The organism is Pseudomonas sp. LTGT-11-2Z, assembly GCF_003691445.1.
GTDB classification, from domain to species: domain Bacteria; phylum Pseudomonadota; class Gammaproteobacteria; order Pseudomonadales; family Pseudomonadaceae; genus Aquipseudomonas; species Aquipseudomonas monteilii.
In genome coordinates, this window is sequence record NZ_CP033104.1 from 3,072,869 (window position 1) to 3,093,326 (window position 20,458).

17 protein-coding genes and 4 pseudogenes are annotated in these 20,458 nt (G+C 55.8%); 10 read left to right on the top strand and 11 right to left on the bottom strand.

Annotated features, from left to right (window positions below):
* Positions 1-90: 90 nt before the first annotated feature.
* A complete protein-coding gene (locus D8767_RS14305) occupies positions 91-336 on the bottom strand; it encodes a tyrosine-type recombinase/integrase (protein WP_122048314.1) in 246 nt (81 codons plus the stop codon).
* Between the two features lie 25 nt (positions 337-361).
* Here D8767_RS14305 and D8767_RS14310 point away from each other — a divergent pair.
* From D8767_RS14310 to D8767_RS28750, 5 genes and pseudogenes are all read left to right on the top strand, one after another.
* A pseudogene (locus D8767_RS14310) lies at positions 362-1,553 on the top strand (transposase); the annotation flags it as partial.
* A 1,048-nt stretch (positions 1,554-2,601) separates the two neighbouring features.
* Positions 2,602-3,102, top strand: coding sequence for a sigma-70 family RNA polymerase sigma factor (locus D8767_RS14320; protein WP_122048315.1), 501 nt, complete (start codon positions 2,602-2,604; stop codon positions 3,100-3,102).
* Positions 3,095-4,042 (top strand): FecR domain-containing protein, encoded by a 948-nt coding sequence (locus D8767_RS14325; RefSeq protein ID WP_122048316.1) that lies wholly within the window; start codon positions 3,095-3,097, stop codon positions 4,040-4,042. The genes D8767_RS14320 and D8767_RS14325 overlap by 8 nt, the downstream gene beginning before the upstream one ends.
* An 86-nt stretch (positions 4,043-4,128) precedes the next feature.
* Entirely contained in the window at positions 4,129-5,037 is a 909-nt protein-coding gene (locus D8767_RS14330; protein WP_122048317.1) for an STN domain-containing protein, read from the top strand.
* A 1-nt stretch (position 5,038) separates the two neighbouring features.
* Positions 5,039-5,287 (top strand): hypothetical protein, encoded by a 249-nt coding sequence (locus D8767_RS28750; RefSeq protein ID WP_163002501.1) that lies wholly within the window; start codon positions 5,039-5,041, stop codon positions 5,285-5,287.
* Here the strand turns inward: D8767_RS28750 and D8767_RS29655 are convergent.
* The 3 pseudogenes from D8767_RS29655 to D8767_RS14345 form a co-directional block, all read right to left on the bottom strand.
* Positions 5,185-5,588 (bottom strand): annotated as a pseudogene (locus D8767_RS29655) (histidinol dehydrogenase). The gene D8767_RS28750 and the pseudogene D8767_RS29655 sit on opposite strands and share 103 nt — an antisense overlap.
* A 161-nt stretch (positions 5,589-5,749) precedes the next feature.
* Positions 5,750-5,845 (bottom strand): annotated as a pseudogene (locus D8767_RS29660) (50S ribosomal protein L31); the annotation flags it as partial.
* Positions 5,846-6,004: 159 nt separating this feature from the next.
* A pseudogene (locus D8767_RS14345) lies at positions 6,005-6,118 on the bottom strand (transposase domain-containing protein); the annotation flags it as partial.
* Positions 6,119-6,681: 563 nt separating this feature from the next.
* Here D8767_RS14345 and D8767_RS14355 point away from each other — a divergent pair.
* Entirely contained in the window at positions 6,682-8,976 is a 2,295-nt protein-coding gene (locus D8767_RS14355) for a 3'-5' exonuclease (RefSeq protein WP_122048319.1), read from the top strand.
* Between the two features lie 146 nt (positions 8,977-9,122).
* A protein-coding gene (locus D8767_RS14360) for an IS3 family transposase (protein ID WP_122048320.1) occupies positions 9,123-10,279 on the top strand; the annotation gives its coding sequence in 2 pieces (ribosomal slippage) (positions 9,123-9,381 and positions 9,381-10,279; 1,158 coding nt in all).
* A gap of 111 nt (positions 10,280-10,390) precedes the next feature.
* Here D8767_RS14360 and D8767_RS14365 read toward each other — a convergent pair.
* The 5 genes from D8767_RS14365 to D8767_RS14385 form a co-directional block, all read right to left on the bottom strand.
* Complete coding sequence (locus D8767_RS14365; RefSeq protein ID WP_009681572.1) at positions 10,391-10,681, bottom strand: cytochrome c5 family protein; 291 nt, start codon at positions 10,679-10,681, stop codon at positions 10,391-10,393.
* A gap of 21 nt (positions 10,682-10,702) precedes the next feature.
* Positions 10,703-11,497, bottom strand: coding sequence for a hydroxyacylglutathione hydrolase (gene gloB, locus D8767_RS14370; RefSeq protein ID WP_122048321.1), 795 nt, complete (start codon positions 11,495-11,497; stop codon positions 10,703-10,705).
* Complete coding sequence (locus tag D8767_RS14375) at positions 11,494-13,062, bottom strand: GMC family oxidoreductase (RefSeq protein WP_122048322.1); 1,569 nt, start codon at positions 13,060-13,062, stop codon at positions 11,494-11,496. Before D8767_RS14375 ends, gloB begins: the two co-directional genes overlap by 4 nt.
* Before the next feature lie 10 nt (positions 13,063-13,072).
* Positions 13,073-13,633, bottom strand: a complete 561-nt coding sequence (locus D8767_RS14380; RefSeq protein WP_122048323.1) for a tat (twin-arginine translocation) pathway signal sequence — start codon at positions 13,631-13,633, stop codon at positions 13,073-13,075.
* Positions 13,634-13,752: 119 nt separating this feature from the next.
* Positions 13,753-14,145 carry a VOC family protein gene (locus D8767_RS14385; protein ID WP_122048324.1) on the bottom strand — a complete coding sequence of 131 codons (393 nt, stop codon included), beginning with the start codon at positions 14,143-14,145 and terminating at the stop codon, positions 13,753-13,755.
* 207 nt (positions 14,146-14,352) lie between these two features.
* On the opposite strand from D8767_RS14385, the gene D8767_RS14390 reads away from it, so the two are divergent.
* The 3 genes from D8767_RS14390 (at position 14,353) to D8767_RS14400 (ending at position 16,835) form a co-directional block, all read left to right on the top strand.
* Entirely contained in the window at positions 14,353-14,655 is a 303-nt protein-coding gene (locus D8767_RS14390; protein WP_009681578.1) for a ribbon-helix-helix domain-containing protein, read from the top strand.
* Positions 14,656-14,925: 270 nt separating this feature from the next.
* Positions 14,926-16,088, top strand: a protein-coding gene (locus tag D8767_RS14395) for an IS3 family transposase (protein WP_085982910.1) whose coding sequence is annotated in 2 segments (ribosomal slippage) — positions 14,926-15,181 and positions 15,181-16,088 — 1,164 coding nt in all. Because the reading frame shifts where the segments join, the coding sequence is not laid out codon by codon here.
* A gap of 21 nt (positions 16,089-16,109) precedes the next feature.
* Positions 16,110-16,835 carry an LA2681 family HEPN domain-containing protein gene (locus tag D8767_RS14400; RefSeq protein WP_256658589.1) on the top strand — a complete coding sequence of 242 codons (726 nt, stop codon included), beginning with the start codon at positions 16,110-16,112 and terminating at the stop codon, positions 16,833-16,835.
* Between the two features lie 39 nt (positions 16,836-16,874).
* Here D8767_RS14400 and D8767_RS14405 read toward each other — a convergent pair whose 3' ends face one another.
* Positions 16,875-18,188 (bottom strand): OprD family outer membrane porin, encoded by a 1,314-nt coding sequence (locus D8767_RS14405; protein WP_122048325.1) that lies wholly within the window; start codon positions 18,186-18,188, stop codon positions 16,875-16,877.
* Between the two features lie 29 nt (positions 18,189-18,217).
* Positions 18,218-20,422, bottom strand: a complete 2,205-nt coding sequence (locus tag D8767_RS14410) for a DEAD/DEAH box helicase (RefSeq protein WP_177412733.1) — start codon at positions 20,420-20,422, stop codon at positions 18,218-18,220.
* Positions 20,423-20,458: the final 36 nt, after the last annotated feature.

The following is a 20,458-nucleotide window of genomic DNA, read 5'->3' on the forward strand; positions in this document are numbered from 1 at the left end:
GTCCAGGAGCAGTCAGACCTATGGCATAGCGTTTGGATCGATCATGTCCATGCGTGGGCAGGTCATCAGCTAACGCTTTGTCGGCTTTCCCTAGAGTTTCCTAATAAGACCGCCAAACTGTTGAGCCGGCTCAACATAGCGAAGTGCTGATTTCATATCACTCCAGCCAACGTACTCCGTCAGCGTCTTGATGTCCCAGCCAGAGCTGGCTGCCCAGGTAGCAAATCCTCGTCGGATCGAATGAGCGCTATAGATCTCGGACGGCAAGCCACACCGATCCAGGGTATCGCGAAGCAGGGGAATCAGGCTGTGGGCCGCAAGCGGGCGATCACTGATGTTGCCCCAGCGTCAATCCCCCTAGTTTGCCAAGCGCAGCGAGCAAATCAGCCCGGCGCAAAGCAGCTTGCTGGATGACTTGCTCGACACAGACCTTGAGGCTATCGAAGCCGAGCTTAAACAGCTCCTTCCAGCTACGCCACAGGCCGAACCACGGCAATCCCCGAAACCTGCGCCATTGCCACCGCAGTTTCCACGCACAGTGATTCGTCACGAACCCGAAAACATCAGGTGCGCCTGTGGCTGCCAACTTCAGCGCATTGGCGAAGACGTCAGTGAGAAGCTGGATTACACGCCGGGCGTGTTCACGGTTGAGCAACATGTGCGTGGCAAATGGGCCTGCCGTCAGTGCGAAACCCTGATTCAAACCGCAGGCTTGCTGGCCCATGTGATGGTGGCCAAGTTTGCCGATCACTTGCCACTCTACCGGCAGGAGAAAATCTTCGGCCGCGCCGGGCTGGCAATTGCTCGCTCGACCTTGGCCCAGTCGGTCGGACAAACCGGCGTGCGGCTCCAGCCGTTGGTCGATGCACTGCGTGAAGTGATGCTGAACCAGGGCGTGATTCACGCTGACGAAACACCGGTTCAAATGCTTGCGCCAGGCGAGAAGAAAACCCACCGGGCCTACGTCAGGGCCTACAGCACGACGCCGTTTTCGGCGCTCAAAGCCGTGGTGTACGACTTCAGCTCGCAAGTTTTTTGATCTGCATGTCGCGAACAAAAGCCAGTTGGCCGAACAGGCGTTACATTCGATTGGCGGTTTATACGAGATCGAGCGCCAGGCTCGGGACATGAGCGATGAAGATCGGTGGCGAATCCGTCAGGAGTTGGCGATACCGATCAGCAAAACACTGCATGACTGGATGTTGGCCCAGCGCGACCTGGTGCCCAACGGATCAGCCACAGTTAAAGCCCTCGATTACAGTCTGAAACGCTGTGTAGCGCTGACGCGCTACTTGGACGATGGGGCTGTGCCTATCGACAACAACCAAGTGGAGAACCAGATCCGGCCCTGGGCGCTCGGGCGCTCGAACTGGTTGTTTGCCGGGTCGCTGCGCAGTGGCAAACGGGCGGCTGCCATCATTAGTCTGATCCAGTCGGCGCGCATGAATGGGCATGATCCGTATGCCTATCTCAAAGATGTGCTGACGCGGCTGCCGATGCAGCAGGCCAGTGAGATCGGCCAACTGCTACCGCATCAGTGGGTGCCGGCCTGAATTACGCTGAGTTGGTGTGCGCTTACGCCTCCCCTTCTTATCGTGTCGGGTCATACGAGTTGAGCACCGCATCCCACTGCATTGCATGGTCTTCGACCGCAACATTCCATTCGCAACCAGACACCGCGATACGAATTTCCGATAAGCACTTACACCAATGTTGTATGCCAACCCATGATGCGTCTTCTTGGTTATCAGGGAGCTTAGTGGCGCCCGAAAACACGAGGGCCTTCTTTAAAAAACGACTCGGCTCCAGGTTGGTTGAGAAATCGAATGACTCCCAATTCAGGCCAGAGCCGAGGGAGAGGAATCGTTCGATTTGATCATCTACACAGTGGCGACGAACAATCTCCTCAATAACGGTTACCTCGTTCGAGCTGAGCGGGGCCTTTCGCCTAGCAGTGTAATAGACGGATATTGCCAAAATGCGCCCTCAGAGTCGGTAACCGTGATTGGGGTGAAGGATACCGGGCTTGCGTCCGTTCGACTACGCAAGGTGTGTTAGCCGGACACTTACACAAAGTCGACAAGTCCCGAACGAAAAGATGTGGCCAGTGCAACCCAGATACCGCGAAAATTAAGCACACAATACTCCTCAGGCAGGCCGATTAGTCGACGTGAGAGGAGGGGATGGGAATCAAGTGGGGAGGAGACCTAGCGCTATTTGTCCAGTCAGCTCATCTGACGGGACAGCGCCCCCGGTCAAATGAGCGGCTGTTTCTTGGATTTCTTAGCAACGGACACGCATGCACATGCCTGGGCGGAGAGGCTCTTGGCAATCTGCATGTGGTCAGTATTGGGAATCATGGTTGATCCGTTGCGAAGAGGTGCTACCGGATAATGAGCAAGACGGTTTTATTAAGTCAACAGTGGTTCTACTTCGGTGTGCCACCTAGTGCAGAAAGCGGCAAGTGGACGCTTGACTCAGTGGGTCACAGATTAGCAGTATCAATATCTCTAAATTGCATAAGAACAGTATTTTAAATTCCTTTTTTGTTTGCGTGAGGCATGTGATAGTGAGCCCCTCCAATTCGCATCCGAAAGCACCATGTCTACTCCAAACCATCTGTTCACGGCGATGTTTGCGCAGCATTACCAGTGGCTGCGCAGCCGGGTCAGTCGCACGCTTGGGTGCAGGTTCCGTGCTGATGACGTTGCGGCAGACACCTTTGTCCGGGTGTTACGCATGGATGATCTCAGCACCATCCGAGAACCCAAGACATTACTGAGCACTATTGCCAAGCGGCTGATCATCGACAGCTGGAGGCGTGAGGATATTGAGCGAGCGTTTCTCGCTTCGCTTGCAGCTGAGCCTCATAACACTATCGTTGATCCGGAAGAGCACGCCCAGGTGATGCAGTACATCGTCGCGCTGGACAAGGCGTTATCGGCGGTCTCTCGGCAAGCAAAGCAGGCGTTCGTGCTCAGTCTCTTCGATGGGCTTACCTATGAACAAATTGGACGGGCGCTCGGCATATCCAAGAGCCGGGTGCACCAGCACATGGAGAAGGCTTACATGGCAGCGTTTCAGGTGATGCCGCATGAGTGAGGGACATTCTCAAGGCGTGCTTTCTGAAGCTGTCAGATGGCTGGCAATCATGAATTCAGGTTCCGTCACGTCTTCTCAGGCGACGGCCTTTATGGCGTGGCGAGACGCTTCAGATGAGCATGCACGCTGCATGGATGAGTTAGTGAGCAAGATTGGCGCCATCCGAGACTCACCACTAAGCAAGCTGAGCTCACGGCAGATTTCCAGCAGCTTGAATGCGCCCTCATCCAGACGGCAGTTCATCAATGGGATGTTCGCCATCACGGCCTGCGCCGTGTCAGCAGCCTTACTGTCGCGAGTTGGAAGTACTGGTTTCGCTTGGCCCGGTGACCTCTACACTGGCATTGGAGAGCGCGAGTCCTATGACCTGGCCGATGGAAGCCGAGTGACTCTCAATTCTGCTACCCGCGTAAGTCCAAGTGTGACCCAGAGTGAGCGCTCGATTGCACTCCATCGCGGCGAACTCATTCTGGATGTTCGACCAGGTCGCACACCTTTCCTGATCAACGCTGCGGGTTGGCAAATGAGTGCCAATCAAAAACGACTGCTTGTCCGATGTGAGCGTGACGGAGGTTACCTAGTAGCGTTGGATGGAGACTTAGAACTCAGGAATGGTCAGACACGACGTCGGGTGACACAAGGTCGATGGGCGAGATTCAATGATGCAGGGGAGCTGCGTACCGGGGTTGCCTCAGCTGACGAAACACTCTGGCTGAAGGGCCTATTGGAGGTCAACAGTCTGCCTCTGATCGACGTTATCGACCGGATCAGGCCGTACCGTCGAGGTGTCATCCAGCTTTCGGCTGACGTGGCCAATGTTCCAATCAGCGGCATCTTACCTCTCGATAACACTGATCATGCATTGTCGATGCTGTCTCGGATTGCGCCTATCAAGGTGACAAGCGTTTGGGACGTTTGGGTAAAAATTGACGCTGCATAAGCTCATGCAAAACCGTTCTATCGAAGAGCTGGAAATAGATTTTCGCTGGCCGTCCTCAAGGCATACACAACATGAGACGGTCAGATATGTATCCGCCCTTTACCCAAGCCTTGAATCGATTGACGCTGGCCATCGCACTGGCTAGTACACCCGCACTCTTTGTTGCTACTACGACTGAGGCGGCTACCCAAGTGGCTCGGTACTCCATTCCCTCTGGGCCACTCAATTCAGTCTTGCTTGCAATCTCCAGGCAAAGCGGTCAATTGATCATCTTTGATCAACGGATCACTCAAGGACTGACCAGTCCCGCTGTAGAGGGGGAGCTGAGCGTAGACCAAGCATTATCTCGTGCACTCAAGGGCACAAGCCTCCGCCTGGAGCGCGACTCGGAAGGCGCGGTTACTGTCTTGAGTAGTGACACAGCTGCTCAAGCAGCCGCTGCCCCAGCGACTGTTTCCACCGTTAGTAAGCCGCAGCCACCGCGCCTGGCAAACGTTGTGGTGACCGCTGAAAAACGGGAAGACAGCGCCCAGAAGGTGCCTGTGCCTATAAGCGTAGTGAGCGGACGCAGTATCGATGATTTGAACGCTGGAAACAGTGCTACTCAGGTCACGCGCTTCATTCCGAACACTTCGTCCGCGACGATCGATAACCAGCGGCCAAGGTGGTGGATTCGAGGAATTGGTACCGGTGATCAGCGAGCAAACACCGTCAGCCCAGTCGGGATCTACTTCGACGACGTGTACATCAACAACGTTGACGCCACCAGTTTCCCTCTATTCGACATGGATCGGGTTGAGGTGCTCAAGGGCCCTCAAGGAACACTGTGGGGTAAAAATACGACTGCTGGGGCAATCAATTTCCTTTCTCGCAGGCCAGACTTCGTTTCGAACCCAGGCTATCTGAAGCTCGATGCCGGTAGCCAAAGCAATCGCACGGTAGAGGGGGCCGGCGGTGGTGTGTTGGTGGACGACAAGATCGCGGGGCGGATTTGATGTGCTCAAATCGACCAATGCTTGGGCTCGTCAGCATCCCCAGGAAGCCGGCCGCATTTGGGCCAAACAAATGGGTAATCAGAATGAGGAAGTCGCTCGCCAACTGGGTGAAACCAACACTTCAGAGCTGATTGCTGTCGGGCCTGATCAAACCAAACATATCGAGAACGTGGCAGCTTGGTATGCGGAGAAGAAAATCATCAGGAACAAGCCGGATGTCGAAAGTTCAGTGATCGATTTTTCAAAGTAGCGTCCAGTTTGATCTGTTACTCCGAGTTTAGAGGCTCCATCGTTTTCTGAACTAGGCATCGACTGAGTGCCGATCGCCATCGCCGCAACTGCCTGAATGCCACCCAGGCTGTAGATGGCGTCAGCACCGCCCAGCGCCTGTGCAGCAACGATGTAAGGAGCCGGCTTGCCTTGGAAGGGGGGGCAGCCATGGTGATGTTCTTCACGCCTTCCGATTTGGCGGTAACGATCGACATGTGGGCCGATGACAGCAGTGGGTACTTGCCACCAGGCACGTAGCAGCCAGCTGCATTAACAGGGATGTGCTTAGCCTACGGTACCAATAGCGGTTTGGTGATCGTTCCACAGCCATCAACCACATTTGGGGCCTCGGTCAGGTACTACTGCTGATCTTCAACGGTGTAGAAAGAAGCCAGCTTTAGCGCCGGCTGCTTCGTTTCATGCCTGGGGAGCGCTCAACCCTTCAACTCCACTTTTGGCTGAACCCGGCGAACCGCTTGTTGAAGCCAGGTACACGGCCCTCAGATTTGGCTTTGCGCTCCTGGGCGTGCGACCCTGAGCCGTGTACATGGGGATGCAGCGGGATAAACGCTGGCTGAATAGCCGTGGCTTTCTGATTGTGCAGCCGAATCCATTTGTGCACGAGGTTGGCATTGAGACTGTAACCCAAGGCGATGTTGGCGATGGGTAAGCGAACCGCGAACACACCTTGCGCTCGTTAAGCAGGCGTCCACTGATGTGGCAACAAGGCCTCGATGTCACTCGCTCGCTGCGTGGGCAGTCGTGTCAGCACGTCCTTGAGATAGGCATACGGATCATGCCCAGCCACGCGTGTGCCAGTTGCAGTGAGTACCAACTGTGGCTGCCCCTGTGGCGAGCCTTTCAAGGATAGTGTGCCCGCTTTGTAATCGACTGAGCCGCTCACTTAGAGTACGAAATCCCCGGTGCCGCCGAACACATGCGTGTTGCTTTTGCGCCACTGGGATACCCTAATCTCAGCTCTAAAGGCCCAAGATTCAGTAGGGAAACTGTTGCCCTGGTACAAAAAATTATCATCCCCTCCGTTAACGCAACCGTCCTTCACCACAACTAAACCTTCGCCAAAATCTTGCGTGTTAGCCCGCAAGGCAACGTGGAAAACCCCTTGGGACATGACCATGCCCCTTAGCTCGTCAATGTGATGGCTTTCACATCATAGGATCCATTTTTCCGAGCGTATCCTGCCTTTGTAACAAGGTGTGGCCGCATGGCTAGCCCCCTGACTAGGACTTCTCCTACCAAAGTCCACTTCAAAAATCGGTACGAATGATGCCTAACTGATATCACGGCCGTGTGTCGGAGGGTTGCACCTGGTTTCGGGGCAGCAGTGATGGTCTATCAAAATTAGGGAAGAACATGCCGCAGGTAGTGGTTCCGAGAGATTTTCGGAAAATGCTCAAGGCTCTGGCCAAGGCAAATCGAGTTAGTAAGGTCGCAGCCCAACGTGCAGAGGCTGCGTGTACCCAGGCCAGTATGGATGGTGAGATCCGACTTGAGCGCACCCATCATGGAGAATCCCGGATGGATTGCGACAAGTACGATTTGGGAGACGGGCACCGACTGGTTGTGCAGCGGTACCAGAGTGGAACAGACGATTTTCTGATCATGCTATTCGCTGGCACCCATGACGACTGCGATAGCTGGTTGAAGAAGCACAAGCGCTATAAGTGGGTTCGGAAGGACTCTGATGGCAAGGTCGACTTTATCCAGGTATCCAGTCCGGATGAACCTAGGCCATCTGCCGCTATTGAGCTCTCGTTCGATACGCCGGAACACGTTCTGGAAGAGCCGCTGCTCATCGGACTAAACAGCGATGATTTCAGTGGCTGCAAGCTCAGCGCTCCGATAATTGCCATGTTGCTCAAGGTTAACAAAGGTGATTGGGGTGAGTCTGCTGACGCGATCCTCGGAGAAGTTGAGCGTCAGGCTGGTTTTGAAGCTGCATTGCTAGCTGTCGATATCTTGACCATGGCTGATCGTGGTGAGATGGACGGTGTTTCTCAACGGCTCAAGGTGGCATCGAATGCTGCTCATGAAGCATCAGCTGGTGAACTGTTGACGGCGATCAATGCGCCAATCAACTCCGAAACCTTTTACACTTGGAAGGAGGAGCCAGGGATGCCTGACCCTTCCAACCGAGAGGAGTGGATGCTTTATCTGCATCCTGAACAGACCAAGATAGCTTCCGCGGATCTGTCTGGCCCCTCCCGGCTTCGAGGTGTCTCCGGTAGCGGCAAAACGTGCGTTCTGGTTCATCGTGCACGATATCTCGCGAGGAAGTATAACGAGCCCATCTTGGTGGTTACGCTCACTGAGAGCATGAGAAAGCTGCTCGACTCTCTGGTTGCCACACTCTGTGGGCCTGAGCGTGCCCAAATCCATGTGGCAACGATTCAGGGTGTTGCACGCGAGATCACGCAGGATTTGCGCGGAGAGGTAATGCGCCGTCCTTCGGAGTCTTACACAGATGCCCAGATGCATGAAGTTATCCAGGCTGTCCATGGGTACAGTGGCGGGGCCCAAGGATTAGCACGATTGCCTGGCCCAGAGCTGAAGAATTTTCTTAGAGATGAGCTGAGCTACATCCGCACCCGGATGCTTCCAGCTGAGTATGACAGCTATGCAACCTCTGCGTTCAGGCGAACTGGCCGTGGTAAGGCACTAGGTGAGGTTGCACGTAAGCATGTTCTACAAGGCCTGCGAGCCTATGAGGCTTCACTGGTTGAAGCTGGCTCTCCTGATCATGAGGGTGTTGTACAGCAGGCCGCCACCCTTTTGAAAGATCGGGGGGAGGGGGTAAGCAAGTCTCGCTGGAGGGCTGTGCTTGCCGACGAGGTTCAAGACCTCAGCCAGAACGAAATCCGTATGCTTTCGCTGCTACGAACCCCACAAGGTGAGCTTCTCAAAACGGCTGCAGACGGCCTGTTCTTGGTTGGTGATGGTGCCCAAACCATCTACAAGCGCGGCTTTTCTCTGAAGACGCTTGGGATCAGCCTTGCACGTGCAAGCGTTTTCAAGAAGAACTATCGAAACACTTCGGAGATCCTGAAGGCTGCATATGCTCTGATTAGCAATCATGAGTTCTCCGACATTGATGAGGATAATCAAGAGAAACCGTTGCGGCCAGATTTTGCGACTCGGAGAGGAGAACGACCCGCGCTGGTTAGGTGTCGCTCCAAGGAAGCTGAACTCGAGCACGTGTTATCCGAGGTTGCCAGCTTGAGAGAGTTCCATGGTGATTCTGCCCTGTCAGATATTTGCGTAATCTCACGTAGCCGAATTTTCCGAAATGAAATTATGACGGCAATGAAGGCTGCTAATATTCCGTGCATTGACATTAAAGGGAATTTCTCAATCGACTCCGAAGGAGTTCGGGTGTCTACTGTAGAAAGTGCTAAAGGTTTTGAGTTTGGAACTGTTTTTCTGGCATCCACCGTGTCCGAACCACACGCTATCCCTCGCGCCGATGAAGATAGTAAAGCAGGTGATGTTGCAAAGCTCTATGTGGCCATGACGCGCGCACGGGACAAGCTGCATATTAGCTATGTGTCAAACGGCGAGATGCGTCCTGTGGAAGCTCTTGGGACGATCAGCAGTTGGTGTGACGGGCTCAAATATCAAGATGGTGAGGTTTCAGAACTGCTTGACTAGCTCCAATCGATACGACAAACGATAGGCGATTTTGCATAATATGATGCACCTAGCTCGGCGGCTGTACTGTCGAGTCTAGGCGCATCATGATCTTGCCCAGTCCCAGTGGACACCCCGTTAAGCGATAAACTGCAACGAGGTGAATCATGGCAAGACAAGCAACCCCAATGAAACAGACCCGCACCCGCCATTCCCAAGCCTACAAGGACGAAGCGCTGGCTTTGGCCGAGCGCATTGGCGTCAGCAAGGCTGCCGAACAGCTCGGCCTGCATGCTTCCCAGCTCTACGGCTGGCGGAGCAAGAAGCACCAGACTCAGGCCGGCAGCGAGCGCGAGCAGTCGCTGGCCGACGAGAATGCCCGACTCAAGCGGCTGTTGGCCGAGCACGCCGAGGAGCTGGCCATCGTAAAAAAGGCCGCCGCGTACTTTGCCAAGAGCCTCAAGTGAAGTACGCCTTCATGAGGACTCATACCGCGCATTTCTCGATCCAGGCCATGTGTCGCGTGTTGGGCGTTGCCCGCAGCGGTTACTACGCTTGGTGCTCTCGCAGGCCGTCAATCCGCCAGCGGCGAAGAGCCGAACTGGATCGGCAGGTCGCTCAGGCATACAGCGCACGCAAGGGCCGCAGCGGGGCTCCACGGCTGTGCCACGACCTGCGGGAAGCCGGCCTACCCTGCAATCGCAAGACGGTAGCCGCCTCGATGCAACGGCAAGGACTGCGTGCCAAGGCCGCCAAGAAGTTCAAGGCCACGACCAATTCTCAGCACTCCCTGCCAGTGGCAGAGAACTTGCTCAAGCAGGATTTCAAGGCATCTGCGCCAAATCAGAAATGGGTGGGTGACATCACCTACCTGCATACGGAGGAAGGCTGGCTGTATCTGGCAGTGGTCATCGATCTGTATTCACGGATGGTGATCGGCTGGGCCATGAACGAGCGCATGACGGCCGACTTGGTTTGCGATGCCTTGCACATGGCGCTGTGGCGACGTAGGCAGCCTAATGACGTGATCGTGCATAGCGACCGCGGCAGCCAGTACTGCTCAGCGGCTTACCAGGAGCTGATCCGCGCCCATCACTTGCGATGCAGCATGAGCGCCAAAGGCAACTGCTACGACAATGCCTGTGCAGAGAGCTTCTTCCACAGCCTGAAGGTCGAGTGCATCCACGGCGAGCGCTTCACGAGCCGCGCCCAGATGCGTGAAACCGTGTTTGAATACGTCGAAACCGATTACAACCGCCAGCGGCGACACAGCACGCTGGGGCACATCAGCCCAGAGACCTTCGAGGCCAGGATGTGTGCTTAAACCCGTGTCCACGGCTGCTGGGCAAGATCATCATGTCTAAAATCACCAGAACAGCAAGGCTGACCTTTGTGGATGCCCCATTGTCCTATAGCGGCTCGATTTTCCTATCGGTTAGCGAGACATCCAGCCTATCGTTGCCACGAGGTCTTCGTCACTGCAGTCACTGCAGAGCCCACGTGGTGGCATGACACTCAATCCATTCACTACGTTTTTGAGTAGTGCCTCTTGCCCTTGAGCAAGGCGAGGTTTCCACGCAGCTGCATCACCTTTCTTGGGCGCGTTTGGGAGTTGGCCGTTGTGGCACATGGCGCAGGATTTTGCGAATACGGCCTCAGGCTCTTGAGCTGCCTGGGCAGAAGCAATCATGAAGGCTGTAGCGGCAATCAGCAGTGTTTTTCTCATAGATGATCTTCTTGTTGTTGTTCAGAAATTGTCTTTCCACTTGCGCATTGCAGCGAAGCATTCCTCGGCGGATCTGATGGTCAGCCCCGCGTGACGTTCGATAGCCTCAACGATCTTCGCTTCCCGTACGCGGAGGAACGGGTTAAATGCACGCTCAACGCTGATTCGGGTCGGTAAGGTGCACTCACCGCGGTCACGGATTTCGCAGACCTCGGCCAAGCGCTCGGCGATTTGCTGATTGTCTGGGTCAACAGCCAATGCAAAACGCAGGTTGGAGAGGGTGTACTCGTGTGCACAGTAGACTTGCGTCTGCTCCGGTAGCGCTGCAAGGCATTCGAGCGAGGTCAGCATCTGCAGCGGCGTACCCTCGAACAGGCGCCCACAACCGGCGCTGAACAGCGTGTCGCCGCTGAACAGCACATTCTCATCAACCAGGTGGTAAGCCAGGTGTCCGGAAGTATGGCCAGGCACCCCGATCACGTTGATGGTACGTCCCAATACCTGGATCAGATCACCATCCTTGAGTGGCCGATCCCTATAGGGGATCGGCTCGTTTTCCGGGCCATGGACGAGAAGGTCGAACGCAGACTTCAGCTTCTCGATACCGCCCACATGGTCACTGTGGTGGTGAGTGATCAGTACATCAGTGAGCACCCAACCAGGATGCTCAGCCAGCCAGGCTTGAACTGGCCCGGCATCACCTGGATCTACGACTGCACAGGCCTGGTTTGAGTGATCAGCCAGAAGCCAGATGTAGTTGTCGGTGAATGCCGGGAGAGCGCAAATCTCCAAACGGTTGTCGGGAGTAGTAGTCATGCCGCATGCGTCCTCAAGGCATCGGCAATGTACTCAGCCTGACGGATCGCGAGGCTGACGATCGTCAGGGTAGGGTTCTCGGCTGCGCTGGTGGTGAACTGACTGCCATCCGAAATGAAGAGATTCGGGACTTCATGGCTTTGCCCGTATTTATTGCAGACGCCATCAGCTTCCTTGTGGCTCATGCGACATGTGCCCATGTTATGAGTCGAGGGGTAGGGTGGTACTCGATGCGTCTTCAGTGCTCCGACGGCCTCATAGACCGCACTACCTTGCTGATAGGCATGCTCTCGCATGGCGATATCGTTGGGGTGGTCGTCGTAGTGCACGTTGGCCACTGGAATGCCGAAGCGGTCTTTGACGGTATCGCTCAGGGTGATGCGATTGGTTTCCCGGGGCATGTCCTCACCGACCAGCCACATGCCAGCCAGATGCGTGTAGTTGTCCATGACGCGGGTGAAGTCGCGCCCCCAGGCGCCGGGGTTGAAGAACGCAGCCATGAAGGAAGGGCCGAGCGAGATGGTTTCCATCTCGTAGCCACCGACAAAGCCTCGGTCGGGATTGAAGTGCACCTCATCACCGATTAGGCCGGCCATGATGGTGCCGCGGTAGAAGTGCACCGGATCCTTGAACTCCGCAAACACTGAGCCGGTGGTATGGCGCATGTAGTGCTTACCAACCATCCCTGAACCGTTGCCAATCCCATGAGGGAACAATGTGCTGGTCGAATTCAACAGCAAGCGGGGCGTTTCGATGGCATTGCCTGCGACCGCAACAAGACGCGCTTTCTGGCGTTGCAGTCGTCCCTGCGCATCTGCGTAGACCACTCCAGTCGCGCGTCCCTTGGCATCGTGCTCGATCTTCACTGCGTGCGCCTGCGTGCGGAGCTCGAGCTTGCCTGTGGCTTCCGCTGCTGGAATCTCGGTGTACAGCGTTGACCACTTTGCCCCCATCTTGCAGCCCTGGAAGCAGAATCCGAGTTGCATGCATTGAGCACGTCCTGCGCGAGCACGGCTGTTGATCGCCATGTGGCCGGTACTGCATTTCTTGTAACCAAGCTTGCGAGCACCGTTGTACATCACCTGGAAATTGTTGTTTCCCGGCAGTCCAGGAATGTCGTTGGTGCGCGTCACGCCCATCTTGTCTTCTGCCCTTGCATAGAAGGGCTCCAATTCTGCAAGCGTCAGTGGCCAGTCGAGCAGATTCGCGTCTTTGATGTCGCCGTAGGTCTGCCGCGCTCGGAATTCATGCTCCTGGAATCGAAGGCTGGCACCTGCCCAGTGAGTGGTGGTTCCACCGACGGTTTTACAGATCCAGGCGGGGAGATTCGGGAAGTCCTTGGCGATCTGCCACGAGCCCGAGGTAGTGCGAGTATCGCCCCAGGACAATTGCTCGAATGAAGGCCATTCGTCATTGATGAATGTGGCTGAGGATTGGCGCTGTCCAGCTTCCAGCAGAACGACTGGAATACCCTTCTGGCACAGTTCATTGGCCAGTGTCCCGCCACCCGCACCAGAGCCGATGATCACCACTACCGAGTCGTCGTCGAAATTGAATGTGGTCATGTACGCTTCCTCAGGAATAGGCGGCAGGGCTGGCTTCGGCAGGGGCTGCAGGCAGCCACTTCAAGTCGTTGAAGCCTCGCATCAAGTAGCCGCCTTTGGGGAAAGAGGCACCTTCGTAGCCGAAGTGCTGGTAGGCGAGCTCGTTGCTGTACAGGGCATTGACCGACACTGATCTCACCAAAGTGAAAAACGGTGTGGTCTGGATGGACTCCAGCAAGGCCAATTGGCGCGGCTCATCCAGATTCAGCCAGGCGCCATCAGCTGACTTGTCTAGCTCGTTCAAACCTTGTTCAAGCAGGGGAAGAATGTAGGGGTCGGTCACGGCGCGGTCGTCCAGTGCTTTGATCGCAAAGGCGTACACAGCGTCTTCCATCTGATCGTGAGGGTAGATCCGGCGCACCACGACGATCAGTCGTGCGGCTTGATCGTTATTCAGCATTTTCATCTCGAGCGCCCAGGTTTTACTGGGGGCGAGCAGGGCAATGGGGCCTGAGGTGAAAAGCAACGTGCCCAAGAGAATTCCGCCGCTGCCTTTCAGAAAGCTACGGCGGCTGGCCTGTATATCCTGCATGCTGTTCTCCTTGTTGTTTTTATTAGGAGCCTGACATCACGGGTGCTGCTTTGTTGGGGAATGGCGTTCTTCCGTGTTTTTGATAGAGGACGCCTAGGCGTCTAATGCTTGTGGTTGTGTTACTGGTAGTGGCCGGCGCGCTGCAATACCTCGATCTTGTAGCCGTCGGGGTCTTGGATGAAGAAGAAGCGAGCGAGCATCTCCTCGCCACGTTTGAATTCCTTGATGGGGGCAGGTGAGAGCCCTATTTCGCTCAATCGAGCGTGATGCAGATCAAGGTCTTCTACTGCGAAGGCGACATGGCCATAGCCACTGCCGTGGGTGTAGCTGTCTTGGCCCTTGTTCCAGGTCAGTTCGATTTCGGCGCCGCTTTGCTGGTCGCGCAGGTACACGAGGGAGAAGTCGTCGAACTCAAGGCGATGGGATTCCTGCAGGTCGAATGCTTGTCCGTAGAAACTCATGGAGGCATCCAGGTCACCTACACGGATCATGGTGTGGAGGAATTTCGGCATGATCAGGCTTTCCTGTGGTGTTGTTATGCGCTCAGGATGGCAGCCTGAAAAAATGGTGGGTAATAAGTGGCTATTACGTTCTCCCCATCAGCAAAATGGACACGTGTAATAGCTGTGTATTACCCATGAACTGCTTTTGGAAGGTACCTTCACGCGTGGGCGTATGCCCTCGACGAGACTTAGCCAGGTAAAGCCAGCGGAGGCATCATGTGTGAGCTGTATGTGAAGGCAGATCCGATCCTTTATGAATCGCGCTCGCGCTCCTTGCGCATCAGGGGCGTGGTCACCACCCTGCGTCTAGAAAACCAGTTCTGGGACATCCTGACCGAGATCGCTTCAGCGGATGGTGTCAGCACGAACCAACTCATCGCTAAGCTGTACGAGGAAGTCATGGATTACCGCGGAGAAGTGGTGAATTTTGCCTCGTTCTTGAGGGTGAGCTGCACCCGCTACCTCAGCCAAAAGCAGGTGGCCAATAGGGTGGTGCCACTTTCGATCGCAGCGGGGTAAGTGAACTGCCTCGTGACGGTGTCCTGGCAGGTGCTCATCTGCCGGCAACCGACCACTCTTAGGCGCACCTCACAGGAGGCGAGAGAATTAGGCAACGTGCTGACGAGGCTGTTTTTAGGGTAGGGCGTGTGGCACGGCTTCTTATTGGCATATTCCAACTGCAGAGGCGTTACCTTTGGCGAATTACGATTTCCAAGAGCTGCTGGTGTAGTGGTCTACTAACCCCGGACACCTTTTTAGGCGAAAATGGTCGCCACACAGAGGTGTTCGATGAGCAGACAACGACGTACTTTCACCCCCGAATTCAAGCGCGAGGCAGCCGGCCTGGTGCTCGACCAGGGCTATAGCCTTACTGAAGCCGCCCGGTCGCTCGACTTGGTTGAATCGGCGCTGCGCCGCTGGGTGAATCAACTCCAGTCAGAACGTGGCGGTGCTACGCCAACGAGCAAGGCGCTGACCCCCGAGCAGCAGAAGATCCAAGAGTTGGAAGCTCGGATCAACCGGCTGGAACGGGAGAAATCGATTTTAAAAAAGGCTACCGCGCTCTTGATGGCCGAGGAACACGAGCGCTCGCGTTGATTGATCAGCTCCGCCGCGAGGAGCCTGTCGAATTACTCTGCTCGGTGTTTGAAGTCACTCGCTCGTGTTACTACGCGCATTGCCATAAACGGCGATCTCCGGACGTTGCGCGACTGGCACTGCGCGTTCGGGTTAACGAGCTATTTACACAGAGCCGTAGTGCCGCAGGTAGTCGAACCATCATGTGCATGATGCGCCAAGAAGGCATTCAGATCGGCCGCTTCAAGGTGCGCAAGTTGATGCGCGAAATGAAGCTGATCAGTAAGCAACCGGGTTCACATGCCTACAAGAAGGCCACAGTAGAGCGCCCTGACATCCCGAACGTGCTGGAGCGCGCATTCGATGTTACGGCACCGAATCAAGTATGGTGCGGCGACATCACGTATGTGTGGGCTCAAGGCCAGTGGCACTATGTGGCGGCAGTTATCGACCTTTTTGCACGTCGCATGGTGGGTTGGGCGTTTTCACCCAAACCGGACAGCGAATTGGTCATCAAGGCGCTGGACATGGCGTACGAGCACCGCGGGCGGCCGCAGAATGTACTGTTTCACAGTGATCAGGGCAGCCAGTATGGCAGCCGAGCTTTTCGTCAGCGGTTGTGGCGTTACCGCTTCAAGCAAAGCATGAGCCGCAGAGGTAATTGCCTGGACAATGCGCCTATGGAGCGTTTGTTCCGCAGCCTGAAAACGGAGTGGGTGCCAAGTGTGGGCTACATGAGTGCTGCGCAGGCACAGCAGGACATCGGCAGGTTTCTGATGCAGCGCTACAACTGGGAGCGACCGCATCAGTTCAACGGTGGGTTACCTCCGGCGATTGCCGAGGAAAAACTTAATCCGGTGTCCGGGATTAGTTGACCACTACAGATCGACCCTGACTTGGAAAAGCTAGATTGGCTCACACTCCCTGGCATAAATGAGCGCGAGCCTGAGGGGGCTATCGCGCCACCTCCGATATTCGCAATGTTCAATCAGTTGAAAAGCGACTTTATCCTTGCGCGTGATTTGGCTTGGAGATCCATGAGTGACAGAGCTTGGCCCACGACTGGACGCTTTGCCGATACCTTAGATTACGCCGCCTATGGCCCGTCGACCTCCGCTCTGATCCTTGCTCATCGCGCCGCTCTCGACCTCCTAGACAAAATCGCGGTGACAGCAAACCATCAGTTTGAGCTAGGGCTGAATTACCGCGGCGTTTCCTTCGGCAAGCTATGGCGCTCACCAGCCAAGTCAGGCGATCGGTCGCTTACTGATCGGGTCAACGAATTGATCAAGAAAGGAGTGCGCTCCCTCTACGGCCTTTCCGAGCTGGCGGATGACTACGATGCCCTGAGTGGTAGGTTGCGCCCATTGAAGGACTTGAGAAACGCAGGTACCCACCGCTTCCTGGTGTTGCATGACTTCGGTGATCCCGCTGCTGCCAGGCAGATTGATGAGATCGAACGCTATCGGTATGACGAATTCCGCGGTGAAGCGCTGGCTGCGCTTCGGGTGGCGAGATCAGCAATTCAGATGCTCGCGGATGCAGTTGGTCAGTATGAAAATCTGAAGCCGATCGGTAGTGAGGGTCTTTTAGCTACGCTAGATGTTCCTGACTACCAATGAGTCATAGCTGTGTAACCCACACAGGGCTACTGAAGCTGGTCAGAAAATATTCACCGGAAACTCGGTAATCAGCCGTACCTCGTCGATGTCGATATACCGATAGCCACTGGTACCGCGATGCGTTGACTGTCTCAGTCGGAACGACATATCACGTGCTGGGCCAGACTGGATGACATATTTGATGTCAAAATTCCTCTCCCAGTGCTTGTTGTCTTTGTCCGTATCGTACACATGACGAGCGGTGTAGTAGGGATTATGACTGTGGGAGTTATCCATACCGTCCCCCCTCACGTACCTGGTCATGAAGCTAAGCCCCGGAATGCCTAGAGCTGCGAAATCGAAATCGTATCGTAGCTGCCAGGAGCGTTCGTTGGCTTCGGTGAAGGTGGCGTACTGGACTGCGTTCCCAATGTTGACGGTGCCGCCCATGGTGCCGAAGCCGATCCAGTCCAAAGGCTCGTCCCCATTGATCCGTTGATGCACGACAGTGACGGTATGGGCGCCGGTGGTGTACGCAGTGGAAAATGACCAGGAGGTGTTGTTTATAGGGCCAGCAAGGCTTTTGCCATAGTCCAGCGTGCGGTAGATGTTGAAGTCGAACGCCAGTCTTCGCCCCTCATCAATGGCATACGTGTATTTAGTGTTGCCATAGTATTGATGCCAGGCGTCTTCCAACTGTCCGGCATAGAGCGCTAGCGATAGGTTCCCTTCCTGGTATCGGCCACCCAAGAAGCTCGCAGAGTCGTAGGTGATCGCGGTACCGCCTCGCTTGAGGGCATAGTCGGTCGTAAATTTATCGTCGCTGTTGGACGAGTCGACCCCGGTCTGCCTCGTGAAATGGCCTGCCTCTAGCGCAACCTTATCGAATTCGTTGACGTTCAACTGTATGCCCGTAGCGGCGCTTGGAAACAGCCTGACGGTGTTCACTGCCAGGACAGGGGTCATGGGCATCTGCTCCCCGTACTTCAACGTGCTTTTTGATGCACGGAGCTTCAACGCTGCACCAACCCGGGAATACTGATCACCAGGCTTACCCTCGCTGTCGATGGGGAGTAGCCGCAGTCCCGCGGTGCCGCCGCCGGCACTCTCACCCGAATGATCCGCGACAACGAACGCTTGATCGCCGAAAACCGCCAGCACGCCAAGGAAGCAAACCAGCATCGTGATGCTATCGAACTTCTGAGGGGCGACCTGGGCATCGCTAATGCCGCCACCGCGCGCGCGGAAGGCGCTAAAGAGCTGCTCTCTCAGCAACTGGAAGCCAAGGCTAAGGAGACTGTTGACGCTCAGTCCGAGGCCGCCGCAGGGAAGCTGCGGGAGGCTGAGTTGACCCAGCAGCTTGCCAGTGCACAAGCCGACCTCGAAAGGATGGGCGACAGATCCTAGGAGAGGAGGCTAAGGGCATTCTCCTCGCTCTGCGCATCCTCGCTAAGAAGCCGCGCTGTGAAGACTGCAGCCTGGAGATCAAGATGGCTCGAGGCAAACGACTTCATCAGGAGCGAGCGGGGAAGGGCCCAATCCCATTTCTCTCGGATCATGTTTTCGACGTTTTCTAAGATGGACTCTACATCTGAGATGTCCATCTGGCCGACCACGCGCAAAGCTCGCAACGTGTCCTCCTCACCGAAAGCAACCTCCAGAAAGAGTCCATTGTTTTCGCACTGAATGCCCACATGCCTGAGTAATAAGGCCAGCGCATCGTTGGTGTAATCCCCTCGCCAGGTCGCCACGTGGCTTACGCTAGCAGAGCCAACAATCGCCGTGCTATCCAGGCCTAGGGCACGGAAGTTACTCCGAGCCTCCTCCAGGAGGGCTTGAGCGTGTTTGTCCAAGAAGGGACAGGGGGTGGTTTCCATCAGCACATTTCGCATTTCAAGCCTGACGCGATCATCCAACTGCGCGCTTAGCCCATCAAACTGAGGGGGCTCGCCGCCCCGCGCTGGCGTGACCACGATCACCTTCGCTTCAAGGTCGATGTCCTGAACCTGCCAGCGTCGGCCGCCGAAAATGATACGTTGCCCCTTGGTCAGGGGTTTGCTGACGGGCAGCGAGCCAAGTGGTTTTCCATCCCGGAGCAAACGAAACTCTTCATCACTCGTGAAGGCGGTGTAGAACTCATAGTGGTTGATCAACCGCTCCCCGAGTTCGCCTGGCAGCAGAAGTCCTGAGCTGTCCTGGACGATCAACTCTTTCTCACCCATACCTTTGAGCAAAGACAGGAAATCAGGCTTGGTAACGCTCGCAAAACTGCCGCTTGCTATGAGATTTCCCCATAATTGCGCTGCCGATGCACCGCCGAGCTGAGCAATCGAAGACAAGCACTGCTGCACCAGTGTCGAGGCGTGTAGGCCCTCCGACCGTGGCGGTTCAAACCATCCGTTGATCAGCAAGCGGATCATGGCGACCGTTTGGACAAGGCCCTCACGTAACTGATCGGAGAGATCAGACTGATCCGCTAAAGGGCGCTCTCGGCAGTACGCCCTGAGCATGGCAGGCTCACCGGGCCGACGACCTGAGCGTCCAAGCCGTTGCCTGAGACTCGCAACAGAGGGTGGGGAGCCGATCTGTGCGACCGTCCTGATGTTACCGATGTCGATACCCAGTTCAAGGGTGGTAGTGCATACGGCAGAGGCTGGAGGATCTCCCGCTTTCAACGCCCGTTCGGCATCCTGGCGCAGTTCCTTGGACAAGCTACCGTGGTGCGGCCAGAACTCGTTTGGCACTCCATCGCTCTCACACAGTGAACGCAGACGGTCGGCAAACCATTCAACCTCCTGGCGCCTGTTGGGGAAGACCAGGTTGTTATGCCCCCTGAGTACCTTATACAAGTGACCTGCGATAGCCACTTTGGTACCTGGGGGGTCTTCCTTCTCGGCGCTTTCATCTGTTGATGCATTTTCAGGGTGTTCGGCCACCAGCTGCTGCATGGGCTGTTCAATGTACCCACGTACCTGCACCTGGAGTTCCTGGCCAGAGGATTTCGACTCGATGACGGTAATGTCATCGGGACGAACTGGCCTCAGGAATTTTCGGGCCAGCGACATCTCCCCAAGCGTCGCCGAAAGCCCTACACGAGGCAGGGCCCTACCTACGACGATCTCAACCCGTTGCATGAGCGATTGCAGCTGCTTACCGCGCTCACTGCCAATGAAGGCATGGAGCTCATCGACCACGATGTAACGCAGGTTCTGAAAAGCTCCAGGCAAACTGGAGCCTCTGTTCACGAACAGCGCCTCGAGCGACTCTGGAGTGATCAGCAAGATGCCTTCGGGCGATTTCAGGAATCGTTGTTTCTTACTTGCTGCCACATCACCATGCCAAGCAACGACGGGCAGCTCAAGCCGCTCGCACAGCCTGCTGAGTCTGTCCCACTGGTCGTTGATCAGGGCCTTGAGCGGGCTGATATACAGCACCGCGCCGGCGGGTTCGCTGTCGTGGAGCAGGTTGGTCAGGATGGGGAGGAATGCAGCCTCTGTTTTACCTGCCGCGGTAGACGCTGCAATGATCACGTCGCGATCAGCGCCCACCAAAGCCGGTACCGCCCACTCTTGGGCATCACGTAACGACGTCCACCCCTGTGACCAGATCCATTGCTGAACCTCGGGGTGCAGACGCTCAAATGA